The sequence below is a fragment of the Komagataeibacter saccharivorans genome (assembly GCF_004348195.1).
Taxonomy (GTDB): domain Bacteria; phylum Pseudomonadota; class Alphaproteobacteria; order Acetobacterales; family Acetobacteraceae; genus Komagataeibacter; species Komagataeibacter saccharivorans.
Genome location: NZ_CP036404.1, coordinates 2,751,148 through 2,764,053 on the forward strand (window position 1 = coordinate 2,751,148; position 12,906 = coordinate 2,764,053).

A 12,906-nucleotide genomic window follows, 5' to 3' on the forward strand; every position below is an offset into this window, starting at 1 on the left:
GAAAACCCGGCGCAAGGCCGGGTTTTCCACATCGTGCCTGATGGATGGGGATCAGGCGGACTGGAGCTGCGCTTCGGCGAACTCGTAGTTGGCCAGCTTGTCCAGGTAGTTGACGATGTAGTCGGGGCGACGGTTGCGGAAGTCGAGGTAGTAGGAGTGTTCCCACACATCCAGACCCAGCAGCACCTTGCCCTGGCCTTCGGCCAGCGGGTTGGAGCCATTGGCGGTCTTCGTCACCTTCAGCTTGCCGTCGGAAGCCAGCACCAGCCATGCCCAGCCCGAGCCGAACTGCGATGCGGCGGCTGCCTTGAAGTCAGCCTTGAACTTTTCGATGCTGCCGAAATCCTCGACCAGCTTCCTGGACAGGGAATCGGGAATCGCCCCACCAGCCGGTGACAGGTTGTGCCAGAACAGGATGTGGTTCCAATGCTGTCCCGCATTGTTGAACACCGGCGCCAGGTCAGGCTTGCCCTTGACCGTCAGGATGATTTCCTCGAGCGACTTGCCCTGAAGTTCCGGCTTGGATTCGACAAAGCCGTTCAGGGCCGTCACATAGGCCTGATGATGCTTGTCATGATGCAGTTCCAGCGTTTCCTGGCACATGCCACGGTTGGCCAGCGCATTGTAGGCGAAGGGAAGGGACGGCAATTCAAAAGCCATGAACATTCTCCTGGGAAGTGCAAGGGGCGGCCTGCGACCGCCATACCAAGATTGCTATGGGGGCGGAGCGGGTGCGTCAAGTGACGGTCCTATGACCATGCCCCTCCGTTCCCTCGTGGGGCAAACGCCATGACCGGCCAGATGGATGCACCCCAATCCGGGGAAGTGGCCTTTTCCACCATGCAGGCCGCGCGTCAGGTTGACCCGGACCGTTTCTTCTGTTCGCTGTTCCTGCCCCCTGCCGCCCGTATCGCAGCCCTGACGCTGATTACCTTCAACCATGAATGTATCCGGGCGGTGGGTACATCGGCTTCATGGTCGGTCGCCGGTCCCATGGCGGGGCTGATCCGCCTGCAATGGTGGCGCGACGTGCTGGAAAGCGGCAACGCGCAGCGCCATGACACGGCACGCGCCGTCCTTGACCTGCTGGCGCGTGGGGCCGTGCGGCGTGAAACGCTGGATGGCATCATTATGGCACGGGAATGTGAACTCGATGGCCTGCCGGACAGGCCGACATGGCAGGCCAGCATGCTGGACGGCGCGGGGGGCGTGCAGGTCGCCATGGCCGAAGCTACTGGCGTGACCGATGCGGAACAACTGGCGCGCATCCGGCTGATGGGCGGGATTTATGGCGTGGGCGCGCTGGTGCGCTACCTGCCTGTCGTGCTGCACGGCGGGCGCTGCCCCCTGCCGGATGATATGCTGGCCGAAACCGGCCTGACCCGTGATGGCCTGCGCACCGGGCAGGCGACTGCCACCCAGATCGCCACCCTGCGCGATGGACTGCGCCAGCAGGGGCGGGACTGGCTGGCGATGGTGCGCGGCGGCGAGGGCGCGCGCCTGCCGCGTGCCGCCATGTCGGCTGGACTGCCTGCCATACTGGGCCTGCGCGACATGCGTCCCCACGCCATTCGGGGCGAGGGCACGCAGCCGCGCGGTCTGGGTGACAGGCTGGCCGTCATGCGCGCCCTGCTGCGCCGCCGAATATAGGAACCTACGCCTGAGCATTTTCCCGGCAGGCATGGGGCGGACGGTCAGGGCGTGTTGGTCACCAGGCTTTCCATGACAGCGAACAGGGCGGAATAATCCTCGTTCGGGTGACGACGGCGGGTGAGTGACAGACTCTGCGTCGCGGCGGCCATCGCTGGCAGCGGGGCGGTCTGCCGGGCCGCATCGGTCATGAGCAGGCGCATGTCCTTCTGCATGAGGCGCGTGGGGAACTGCGGGCTGAAATCCCCTTCCTTCGCAGCTTTCAGCTTGCGCTTGTGGTGGGGAGAGATGACCGGCACCGCATCCAGCGCATCGAACAGCATGCTCCGGTCAAGTCCTGCGGCCAGACCATAGGTCACCCCCTCCGCCACGACGGCGAGTGTCGCGCCCATGATGCCGTTGATGACCAGTTTCAGCTTCGACCCGCTGCCCGCCGGGCCGGCATGGATGGTCAGACGGCCTATGGCATCGAAAACCGGCTGTGCGCGCGCGATTTCGTCCGCCGTGCCACCTGCGAGGATGACGAGATTGCCCGATTCCGCTTCTGGCGTGCTGCCCGCCACCGGGGCGTCGATGACGGCGATGTTGCGCGTCGCACATTCCTGCGCCAGCGCGACGGAGGTTTCTGGTGCGACCGTGCTGGTATTGATCAGCAGGCCACCGGCCTTCAGCCCGGCCAGTGCGCCATCGGACCCGTGCAGGGCGCTGGCAAGTGCTTCATCATCAGGCACGCAGGCGATCAGGATATCGGCTTCCTGCGCCAGTGCGCGCGGCGTGGGCACAAAGCGCGTGCTGCCGTCTCCGCCCTTGCCCGACGGGGTATAGGCGGCAATCCGGTATCCTGCCTTCACCAGATTTGCGCCCATGCGGGAGGCCATGGCGCCGAATCCGACAAAACCGATCAGGGGAGCGGTGGACATGCGTGTTCTCCTTGGTTTGAATGCACACGGTCCGGTTGTGAGGGACCTGCGCCAAAGTGACGCCCAGCATGCATGAGGTCACGCAGGGATGTCACGCGGGGCAGGGGCCTCGCATAAAGATGATGGCAGGGAAGGCCGGGGGGCTGTGGCATCAGGACCAACGGCCAGTCCGTAACCGGAAAAAGAATAGAGATGATGCGGTCCCTGCGTTTTTTTGACGATCTTGCCCAGACCATAGCCAGCCACCCCCCCATGCAACTGGGCGTGGTCTATCCATGCAGCGTGCCGGCGTTGCAGGCCGCGGCTGGCATCGCGGCGCGTGGTCTGGCCGTGCCGACGCTGATCGGTCCGGCGGCGTTGATCCGCCAGATGGCCGCAACCTCCGGGATCGACCTGACCGCGTGCCATATTGCCGATGTCGCAACGCCTGAGGACGCAGCCCGCCATGGCGTGCAGATGGCCCATGGGGGCAAGGTGGCGGCCCTGATGAAAGGCTCGCTCCACTCCCGCATCTTCCTGCATGAACTCGGCCATCACGAAGGGGGGCTGCGCACCACCCGCCGCATGAGCCATGTGTATGTAATCGACGCCCCGCAGGCCCCGCGCGTGCTGCTGGTTACGGATGGGGCGGTGAACATCGCCCCCGAAATCGATATGCGGCGCGATATCGTCCAGAACAGCATCGACCTTGCCCGCATGCTGGGGCTGGACCAGCCGAAGGTCGCGCTGCTCTCGGCAGTGGAAATGGTCAACCCTGCGCTGCCTTCCACGCTGGACGCGGCGATCCTGTGCAAGATGGCCGAACGCGGGCAGATCACCGGCGGCATCCTTGACGGGCCGCTGGCCTTCGATAACGCCATCAGTCCCGAAGCCGCCGCATGCAAGGGCGTGGTGTCCCCCGTGGCGGGGCTTGCGGATATTCTGGTCGCCCCGGATCTGGAGGCAGGCAATATCCTGGCCAAGCAGATGACATTCATCGGGCAGGCACAGGCCGCAGGCATCGTGATGGGCATGCGTGTGCCCGTCATCCTGACCAGCCGGGCCGACCCGGTACCCGTGCGCATGCTGTCGTGTCTGGTGGCCGCCGTCATGATCCGCCACGGCTATGGCGGGAATCCGGTGGCCAGCATGGATCAATGCGGATGACGCTGCGATGTGATGTGTGTAAGGAGGGGCGGCCCGCTCGCGCGATAGTGTCCATGGGGCCGGGGCCTGCCTTCAGGGCGGCAGGCGCGGTTGCGCATCCCTGCGTCCGCCGTGGGGCGATGCGATGGACCGGGTTCCTCGCGCAGAGATGATGCCCCGCCTCGTCCCACATGGTGGCAAGGAAAGGGCTGACAGAAATGACGACGGCGACACTCCGGCGGGTATGGGCACCCCATGCGCGCCACCGCCGCCGTCAGACATGAACGTATGAAACAGGCCGGGTTCCCCGCGCCGCCGGGTGGCTGCCCGGTCCAGCCGATGAACAGCCACGCAGCGGGTTTCCGATGCCGATCCGGAGAAAGCCATGACCTCGAATCCCTCATCCTCCGCTTCCACCTATGATGTGGTCCTGATTGGCGGCGGGATCATGAGTGCAACACTGGGCGCGCTGCTGCGGCAGCTTGAGCCCAACCTGTCCATTGCCCTGTTCGGACGGCTCGATGATGTGGCGCTGGAAAGTTCCAATGCGTGGAACAACGCGGGCACGGGTCATTCCGCCCTGTGCGAACTGAACTACACGCCGCTCCGCCCGGACGGGAATGTGGATATTTCCAAGGCGGTCGCGGTCAACGAAGCCTTCCAGATATCGCGTCAGTTCTGGTCCTATCTTGTGGAAACGGGACAGATCGCTTCCCCGCGCGATTTCCTCAACCCCATCGCGCATATGAGCTTCGTCTGGGGACCGGAAAACGTGGATTTCCTGCGCAGGCGGCATGCGGCGTTGCAGGATCATCCGTTATTCGAAGGCATGTCCTTCTCGACCGATGAGGCGCAGCTTGCCCAGTGGATGCCGCTGGTCATGCAGGACCGCGCGCCGGGCCAGCCGCTTGCCGCCACGTGGCACCCGGCGGGAACGGACGTGAATTTCGGTGCGCTGACACGCCGCCTGATCCAGCTTCTGCAGGGCAAGCCGGGCTTTGAACTCAACCTCGCCCATGAAGTCGAGGACCTGAAGCCCGCAGGCAACAATGAATGGGATGTATCGGTCCGCGCCATGCATGGCGGGGCGGAGCGCAAGGTGCGCGCGAAGTTCGTGTTCATTGGTGCGGGCGGTGGCGCGCTGCCGCTTCTGCAGAAAAGTGGCATACCCGAAGCGCACGGCATTGGCGGTTTCCCGGTCAGCGGGCAGTTCCTGCGCTGCACCAATCCCGATGTCGTCGCCCGCCATCATGCCAAGGTGTATGGCAAGGCGTCGGTTGGTGCGCCCCCGATGTCGGTGCCGCATCTCGATACCCGCGTGATCGATGGACAGCGCGGGCTGCTGTTCGGGCCGTATGCCGGGTTCTCGACCAAGTTCCTGAAGTCGGGATCGTGGCTGGATCTGCCGCGCTCGATTCGCATGGACAATATCGGGGCTATGATGGCGGTCGCCCGCGACAACATGGCGCTGACAAAATACCTGATCCAGCAGGTGCTCCAGTCCAATGAGGACCGGATGAAGGCGTTGCGTGATTTCGTCCCCACCGCCCGCAAGGAAGATTGGGAACTGATTACCGCGGGCCAGCGCGTGCAGGTCATCAAGAAAGATGCGACACGCGGCGGCGTGCTTCAGTTCGGGACGGAGGTCGTGACCGGTGCCGGCGGGTCCGTGGCGGCCCTGCTGGGGGCATCCCCCGGCGCATCCACGGCGGCCCCCATCATGCTGACGGTGCTGCAGCGCTGCTTCGCCAGCCGCATGCCGCAGTGGGATGCCCGCCTGCGTGAGATCGTGCCGTCCTTCGGCACGCGACTGGGGCAGGATGCGCAGATGTGCGCGCAGGTGCGTGAGCGCACCCGTAAGGTATTGCAGTTACAGGGCTGAAGGCAGGTTCCCCGCCCGGCTGTCCGGGCGGGGATGGCCGTTATTCGTCGTCGTTTTCGCTCATCTGGTCCGCCGGGTGGCGAACGGGCGGCGCAGGCGCGCGCTGGGGCCGGTTTTCGATCTGGCGACGCATGAAATGGGTGGCGATATCCGCCAGTTCGATGAACTGGTCGGCCTGACGGCGCAGTTCGTCGCCAATCAGCGGTGGCGTGGTCTTGATCGATCCGACCACGGTGGCCCGCACGCCCTGACGCTGCACGGCTTCCAGCACGCGGCGGAAATCGGAATCCCCGCTGAACAGCACCGCATGGTCGATATGCGGGGCCATTTCCATCATGTCCACCGTCAGTTCGACATCCATGTTGCCGCGCACCCGGCGGCGGCCGTTATGGTCGATGAATTCCCGCGCGTTCTTGGTCACCAGCGTATAGCCGTTATAGACCAGCCAGTCCGTCAGGGGTTTCAGCGGAGAATATTCTTCGGTGTCCAGTACGGCGGAATAGTAATAGGCGCGCAGGACGTTTGATTTCGAGCGGAAAAACTGCAGCAGCTTGCGATAGTCGACTTCAAATCCAAGGTTGCGGGATGCGGAATACAGGCTGGTGCCATCTATGAAGAGGCAGAGCCGATCCTGTGGTTGAAAAAACATTTACGGTCAGTCCCTGAAACAAGAAAGTGGAGATGTCGCGGTCACGTTAAATTTCGTTATGGGTATGTATTCGGGCATCGAAGTGAAAGTTGTCGGACATAATGATTCATGGTGTATGAAGCCGGTTGCCTTCCAGAAGTTTCCTGTGGGGGGAATTACTAACCGACCGTGAACGCCCGGAATACAGTTTTCATATGACAATGCTGCAACCTCCTGCTTCCCTTACGGATATCGTGATTGCGGTGGGCGCGAACCTGCCGCGCGAAAGTGGTGAAACTGCGGCTGCCACCTGCCTGTGGGCGGTGGACGAACTGGGGCGCATTCCCGGCCTGTCGGTCGTGGCGGTGTCGCGCTGGTATGAAAGCGCGCCCGTGCCACCATCGGGCCAGCCACCTTATGTTAATGGCATCGTGCGGCTGTCGGGCCGGATCGATCCCGCTGGCCTGCTGGCCCGGCTGCATGAAATCGAGGCCCGCGCCGGGCGCAGGCGCACGGTGGTCAACGCCGCCCGGCCGCTTGATCTTGATATCATTTCCATGGGCGATCTGGTGCGCGCCAGTCTTGACCCCATTATACCACACCCGCGCGCGACGCAGCGGGCCTTTGTCGTGCTGCCGCTGCGCGATGTCATGCCCGACTGGCGCGACCCGGTTACGGGGCAGGGGCTTGACGCCTTCCTGCCCGGCGTGGCGGATCAGGACATCGCCGTGATGAAGGCCACGCCCGCCGACTGAATGCTTGCATCAGGACAGGGGTGGGGCTAGTAAGGTAAATTCTGATCCACGTAACCAATTAATAACCGGAGTTCAGGCCTGATGGCACGCGTCACTGTCGAGGACTGCGTTGAGCGGGTTCCCAATCGTTTTGAACTGGTGCTGCTGGCTGCCCAGCGTGCGCGCGCCCTGTCCCGGGGCGAGGAAATGACGGTTGACCGCGACAACGACAAGAACCCCGTCGTCGCCCTGCGCGAAATTGCTGACCAGACCGTCGGTCTGGACCAGATCCGCAGCGACCTCGTCCGCTCTCTGGCCCGCGCGCCCGAGCCGGAGCCCGCTGATGAGGAAGTGGTCGACCTGATCCCGACCGAACAGAACATCTTCGGCCTGCAGGATGTCTCGGCCGAGGAAGAGGCCCGCAATTCCGGCGGCATGACGGCTGAAGAACTTGAAGCCTCTGTCGAGGCGGCCCTGAGCGGACGGGGCCGGTAACATCTGGCGAAAGGGTGGAAGGTGACTGACCCGGTCAGATCGGAAACGACATCTTCTTCCATGCCTGTGCCTGCCACAGGTGGAGTGACCGAGGGTGCGGTGGCCCTGCCTGCCGTGCAGGGCGAAGGGGAGCGGGTCATCTCGTGCGAGGGGCTGATCCGTCGCATCCACGCTTATGACCCGTCGGCCGATGCGGACCTGATCCGGCGGGCCTTCGCGGTGGCGCAGGCCGCCCATGCCGGGCAGGCGCGCGACAATGGTGATCCCTACATCACCCACCCGCTGGCCGTCGCCAACATACTGGCGGGCTTCCACCTCGATACCGCATCCATCATTACAGCCCTGCTGCATGACACCATTGAGGATACGGGTGTCACCCAGCAGGAACTGCGCGACAAATTCGGTAATACGGTTGCCGAACTGGTTGATGGCGTCACCAAGCTGACGCGGCTGGAGCTTCAGTCCGACCGGACCAAGCAGGCCGAGAATTTCCGCAAGCTCGTGCTTGCGATGTCGCGCGATATCCGCGTGCTGCTGGTCAAGCTGGCGGACCGCCTGCACAACATGCGCACGCTGCATTACGTGCAGCGTCTGGACCGCAGGCAGCGCATCGCGCGCGAAACCATGGAAATCTACGCCCCCCTTGCCGGTCGTATCGGCATGGACAAGGTGAAGGGCGAACTCCAGAACCTGTCTTTCGCGGCACTTGAGCCGGAAGCGATGGCGACCATCCGCGCCCGCCTCAATTACCTGCGCGGGCAGGGTGCTGACGTTATCGAGGAAATCCGCCGCGAACTTCTGGCCCTGTGCGCCGATGCCGGGGTGGAAGGCGTGGATGTGACCGGGCGCGAAAAGACGCCCTATTCCATCTGGGAAAAGATGCAGCGGCGCAATGTCGCGTTCGAGCAGCTTTCCGACATCATGGCGTTCCGCATCATCGTTCCATCGCGGGAAGCCTGCTATATCGCGCTTGGGGCGGTGCATGGCGCCTATCCGGTCATTGCCGGGCGCTTCAAGGACTATATTTCCACCCCCAAGGCCAATGGTTACCAGAGCCTGCATACCGGGGTGACGCTGCGCCATCCGCGCAACCAGAAGATCGAGGTGCAGATCCGCACGGCGGAAATGCACGACGTGGCCGAAAACGGTGTGGCCTCGCACTGGCTGTACAAACAGTTGCCCGATGCGGGCGCCAATGGCGCGGCCAGGGGGGTCGTGTCCGGGCTGCGCTGGGTGCAGGACCTGCTGGATATTCTGGAAGATTCGGCAGCCCCTGACGAGTTCCTCGAGAACACGAAGCTCGAACTCTATCAGGACCAGGTTTTCTGCTTTACCCCCAAGGGGCAGCTCATTCCCCTGCCGCGTGGGGCGACGCCGGTCGATTTCGCCTATGCCGTGCATAGCCAGGTTGGCGATGCGTGTGTGGGCGCGCGCATAAACGGGCGGCTCATGCCGCTGCGCCATGAACTGCAGAACGGCGATCAGGTCGAGATCATGACCGCGCGCGGCGGCACGCCTTCGCCGTCGTGGGAACGCTTTGTCGTCACCGGCAAGGCGCGGGCGCGTATCCGCCGTCATGTCGCCCTGCAGCAGCGTGAAGCCCATCTGGAAAGCGGCCGCGTAGCGCTGGCCAAGGCGTTCCGGCAGGAAGGGGTGGACGGATCGGAAAAGGTGCTGGACAGCCTGCTCAAGGACCTGCGCCTGCAGACTGTGGCCGACCTGTATGTGGCCGTGGGCAATGGCAACCAGTCCGCGCGGGAAGTGGTGCAGCTTGCCTATCCCGAACTGCGCCGCGCGCCGCGTGCGCCGCGTATGGTGCCGGGCCTGTCCATGCGTTCCTCCGCCGGGGCGTCCGGTGGTGCCGCAGGGCGGCGTAGACCGGCAGCGGGCATGGCGCTGGCGGGCGTGGGTGCGGGCATGGCGGTGCATTTCGCCGGATGCTGCCATCCGCTGCCCGGCGACCGGATCGTGGGGATCGTCTCGACCGGCAAGGGGATCACGGTGCATACGCTGGGGTGCCAGACGCTGGAAACCTTTGCCGCAACGCCTGAACGCTTCATGGACCTCGACTGGGATTACGACCTGATCGCCCGCAATGCGACCGGGCACCATACCGGGCGGCTGAGCGTGGTGACGGCCAATGAACCGGCCATGCTGGCGACGCTGACCAATATCGCCACCAAGCATGAAGGCATCATGGCCAACCTGCGTATCGTCAACCGTCAGCTTGAATTCATGGAAATCCTTGCTGATATCGAAGTGCGCGACCTGCGGCACCTGACCGCCATCATGGTGGGGCTACGTTCCGCCAAGGGCGTGGTTCAGGTTGAACGGGCAAGGGGTTAGGTCATGCTGATCGGCATAGGCTCCGACCTGTGCGATGTCAGGCGGATCGAGACGGTACTGGCGCGTCATGATGGCAGGTTTCTGAAACGGGTCTTCACGGACCGGGAACAGGCAGCAGCGGAGCGCAGGCAGGGAACCGCCCGACTGGGTACCTACGCCAAGCGCTGGGCGGCGAAGGAAGCCTGTGCGAAGGCGCTGGGTACGGGGTTCGCGCAGGGCGTGTTCCATCACGACATGGGGGTTGAAAACCTGCCCGGTGGCCAGCCTGTCATGCGGCTGACCGGCGGTGCGCTGGCGCGGCTGGAAACGCTGCTGCCTGCCGGACATGCCGCGCGGATTTTCCTGACGATGACGGACGAGCATCCCTACGCCTTCGCGCAGGTCATGATCATGGCGGAAAAGGCCGCCGCGGACTGATCCCATTCCCTTCCGCAAGGGCAATGCTTGACACGGCGGGGGTGCGTGGGCTTGATCCGCACGTTATTCGTCCGGCGGTCCGTGCCCGGTCGATACCAGATCCGGATTAAAGAGCGCTTATGCCAATGGACGATAACAAGACATTTTCTTCCTCTCCCAAGGCCGGGACATCGCGCCGCGAGGGCGGTCTGCTTGAACTGCTGCGCACCATCGTCATTGCCGGGGTGCTGGCCATCAGTGTGCGTACCGTACTGTTCGAGCCGTTCAATATCCCCTCCGCCTCCATGATCCCGACGCTACAGGTGGGCGATTATGTGTGGGTGGCAAAATACAGCTACGGCTATTCCCGCTTTTCTCTGCCCGGTTCGCCAAACCTGTTCGAAGGCCGGATATTCAACAGCCTGCCCCATCGTGGTGACGTGGCCGTGTTCCGGTTCACCAAGGATACGTCCATTGATTACATCAAGCGCATTGTCGGCCTGCCCGGCGATGTGATCCAGATGCGTATGGGCAGGCTTTACCTCAACGGTCAGGAAGTCCCGCGTGAGCCGGAAGGCGAATATGTGGCGATCGATGAACACCGCACCCACATGGAAGGGGATCGCTACCGCGAGATCCTGCCCGGTAGTGGCGGCCATGGGCCGGTTGCGCATGATATCCTGAAACTGACGGATGAGGGCGGCAAGAACGATACGCCGGAATATGTCGTGCCGCCGGGCTATTTCTTCGCCATGGGCGACAACCGCGATGATAGCGCCGACAGCCGCTTCATGGGGGACGAGCCGCAGGATCTGGGCTTCGTGCCCATGGAAAATCTGGTCGGGCAGGCGAAATGGATCTTCATGTCCGTCGATGGCGCGCATCCGTTCTGGCAGTTCTGGTACTGGCCTGCTGAAATCCGGTGGAACAGGCTGTTCATGGGGGTTCGCTGATATGCAGGCGGCAGGTGTGCCCGCAGCCGAAATCAAACGGCTGGAAGGGTGTCTTGGCTACCATTTCACCCGGCCCGAACTGTTGCTGCGCGCCCTGACGCACCGCTCCGCCGCGCATGAGCGCAATGGGGGTAGGCGCGCGCGTCAGGGCACGGCGCAGCGTGGGGCCGGGTCCAACGAGCGGCTGGAATTCATAGGCGACCGCGTACTGGGCCTGCTTATGGCGGAATGGCTGCTCGAACGCTTTCCCGATGAGCAGGAAGGCGCGCTTGGCCCCCGGCACGCGCATCTGGTTTCGCGCACGGTGCTGGCGCGGATTGCGCAGGATATGGGACTACATTCCGCGCTGGACGTAGCCGAGCACGAGGCGCGTGCCGGGGTGCGCCAGACCGCCAATGTGCTGGCGGATGCGGTGGAAGCCATCCTTGGCGCCATTTATCTGGATGGCGGGCTGGACCCCGCGCGTGGCTTCGTGCGGCGGGTATGGAATGAATCCATCGTGGCGCAGGCCAGGCCGCCCAAGGACCCCAAGACCGCATTGCAGGAATGGGTGCTGGCGCGCGCGCTGCCTTTGCCGCAGTACCGCGTTGTATCATCGGATGGCCCATCGCATGCGCCGCGTTTCGTCATTGCGGTGGACGCACAGGGAAAAACCGGGCAGGGCGTAGCCGGAAGCAAGCGCGCGGCCGAAAGCGACGCCGCATCCGACCTGCTGCGCCAGCTTGGCGCGGACAGGCAGGCCAACGCCTCCACGCACCGTAAAGGGCACGAATAATGACTGGGCTGGATCAGGACAACACGACACGCTGCGGGTTCGTGGCCATTGTGGGGGCGCCCAACGCGGGCAAGTCCACATTGCTCAACCGCATGGCGGGGACCAAGCTGTCCATCGTCAGCCCCAAGGCGCAGACGACGCGCTTTCGGGTGCTGGGCATCCTCATGCGCCAGCAGACGCAGATGCTGCTGGTTGACACGCCGGGCATCTTCCAGCCGAAGCGCAAGCTCGACCGTGCCATGGTCGCTGCCGCGTGGACGGGTTCGGAAGATGCGGACATCACCATGCTGATCGTCGATGCGCGCGCGGGCATGACCGATGCGCTGCGCGCCATCGCCACCCGCCTTGCGGAACAGAAGCGCAGGCTGTGGCTGGTGCTGAACAAGACCGATCTGGTGCGGCGCGACGCGCTGCTGCCGCTGACGGCGGAACTGTCCGCCATCCTGCCGGTGGAGCATGTGTTCATGGTCAGCGCCCGCTCAGGCGAAGGGGTGGACGACCTTATGGATCGTCTGGCGACCGAGCTGCCACTCGGCCCCTATCTCTACCCCGAAGATGACCTGACCGACCTGCCCGACCGCCTGCTCGCGGCCGAACTGGTGCGTGAGCAGATATTCCTGCAGACGCATGAGGAAGTGCCGTATTCCGCCACTGCCGAGACCGAAGGATTTGAAGAACGGCCCGATGGCTCGGTCCGCATCGATGTCACCATCTACGTGGCGCGGGCGTCGCACAAGGCGATCCTGATTGGCGAGCGCGGCAGCCGGATTCGCGCCATAGGCGAAAAGGCGCGGCGCGAACTGGGCCGCCTGCTGGGGCGCACATGCCATCTTTTCCTGAATGTGAAGGAACGCGCCGGATGGGATGAGGAGCGCGCCCGCCTGCGCGCCATCGGTCTGGATGACGCATCCTGAATCCTTAAAAGAGGGGCATCATCGGCTTGTGGGGGGGGGCTTCCCTCTATATGACAGGGCATGGCCGGGTGGCCTGCCCGTTCCTTGC

The 12,906-nt window shown here is 63.9% G+C and carries 13 protein-coding genes; 10 read left to right on the forward strand and 3 right to left on the reverse strand.

Annotated elements, in window-relative coordinates; translation table 11 throughout:
• Positions 1–51: 51 nt before the first annotated feature.
• Complete coding sequence (locus KSAC_RS12650) at positions 52–660, reverse strand: superoxide dismutase (RefSeq protein WP_102324830.1); 609 nt, start codon at positions 658–660, stop codon at positions 52–54.
• A gap of 129 nt (positions 661–789) precedes the next feature.
• On the opposite strand from KSAC_RS12650, the gene KSAC_RS12655 reads away from it, so the two are divergent.
• On the forward strand, positions 790–1,650 hold the full coding sequence (locus KSAC_RS12655; protein ID WP_132305682.1) for a squalene/phytoene synthase family protein: 861 nt from the start codon (positions 790–792) through the stop codon (positions 1,648–1,650).
• Positions 1,651–1,694: 44 nt separating this feature from the next.
• On the opposite strand, the gene KSAC_RS12660 is transcribed toward KSAC_RS12655, so the two are convergent.
• Positions 1,695–2,570 carry an NAD(P)-dependent oxidoreductase gene (locus tag KSAC_RS12660; RefSeq protein WP_132305684.1) on the reverse strand — a complete coding sequence of 292 codons (876 nt, stop codon included), beginning with the start codon at positions 2,568–2,570 and terminating at the stop codon, positions 1,695–1,697.
• 192 nt (positions 2,571–2,762) lie between these two features.
• Between KSAC_RS12660 and KSAC_RS12665 the strand changes: the two genes are divergently transcribed.
• Positions 2,763–3,716: a bifunctional enoyl-CoA hydratase/phosphate acetyltransferase gene (locus tag KSAC_RS12665; RefSeq protein ID WP_102324603.1), complete on the forward strand. Its 954-nt coding sequence runs from the start codon at positions 2,763–2,765 to the stop codon at positions 3,714–3,716.
• 364 nt (positions 3,717–4,080) lie between these two features.
• Positions 4,081–5,577: a malate:quinone oxidoreductase gene (locus tag KSAC_RS12675; RefSeq protein ID WP_102324602.1), complete on the forward strand. Its 1,497-nt coding sequence runs from the start codon at positions 4,081–4,083 to the stop codon at positions 5,575–5,577.
• 40 nt (positions 5,578–5,617) lie between these two features.
• Here the strand turns inward: KSAC_RS12675 and KSAC_RS12680 are convergent, their stop codons facing one another.
• A complete protein-coding gene (locus KSAC_RS12680) occupies positions 5,618–6,226 on the reverse strand; it encodes a LabA-like NYN domain-containing protein (RefSeq protein WP_102324601.1) in 609 nt (202 codons plus the stop codon).
• Between the two features lie 194 nt (positions 6,227–6,420).
• On the opposite strand from KSAC_RS12680, the gene folK reads away from it, so the two are divergent.
• From folK to era, 7 genes are all read left to right on the forward strand, one after another.
• Positions 6,421–6,960 carry a 2-amino-4-hydroxy-6-hydroxymethyldihydropteridine diphosphokinase gene (gene folK, locus KSAC_RS12685; RefSeq protein WP_132305686.1) on the forward strand — a complete coding sequence of 180 codons (540 nt, stop codon included), beginning with the start codon at positions 6,421–6,423 and terminating at the stop codon, positions 6,958–6,960.
• A gap of 81 nt (positions 6,961–7,041) precedes the next feature.
• Positions 7,042–7,434: a DNA-directed RNA polymerase subunit omega gene (gene rpoZ / locus KSAC_RS12690; protein ID WP_102324599.1), complete on the forward strand. Its 393-nt coding sequence runs from the start codon at positions 7,042–7,044 to the stop codon at positions 7,432–7,434.
• Positions 7,435–7,494: 60 nt separating this feature from the next.
• A complete protein-coding gene (locus tag KSAC_RS12695) occupies positions 7,495–9,780 on the forward strand; it encodes a RelA/SpoT family protein (RefSeq protein WP_110547147.1) in 2,286 nt (761 codons plus the stop codon).
• A gap of 3 nt (positions 9,781–9,783) precedes the next feature.
• Entirely contained in the window at positions 9,784–10,197 is a 414-nt protein-coding gene (gene acpS, locus KSAC_RS12700) for a holo-ACP synthase (RefSeq protein WP_102324597.1), read from the forward strand.
• 125 nt (positions 10,198–10,322) lie between these two features.
• Entirely contained in the window at positions 10,323–11,129 is an 807-nt protein-coding gene (lepB, locus tag KSAC_RS12705; RefSeq protein WP_102324596.1) for a signal peptidase I, read from the forward strand.
• Position 11,130: 1 nt separating this feature from the next.
• On the forward strand, positions 11,131–11,904 hold the full coding sequence (gene rnc, locus KSAC_RS12710) for a ribonuclease III (protein WP_102324595.1): 774 nt from the start codon (positions 11,131–11,133) through the stop codon (positions 11,902–11,904).
• Positions 11,904–12,818 carry a GTPase Era gene (era, locus tag KSAC_RS12715; RefSeq protein ID WP_102324594.1) on the forward strand — a complete coding sequence of 305 codons (915 nt, stop codon included), beginning with the start codon at positions 11,904–11,906 and terminating at the stop codon, positions 12,816–12,818. The genes rnc and era overlap by 1 nt, the downstream gene beginning before the upstream one ends.
• Positions 12,819–12,906: the final 88 nt, after the last annotated feature.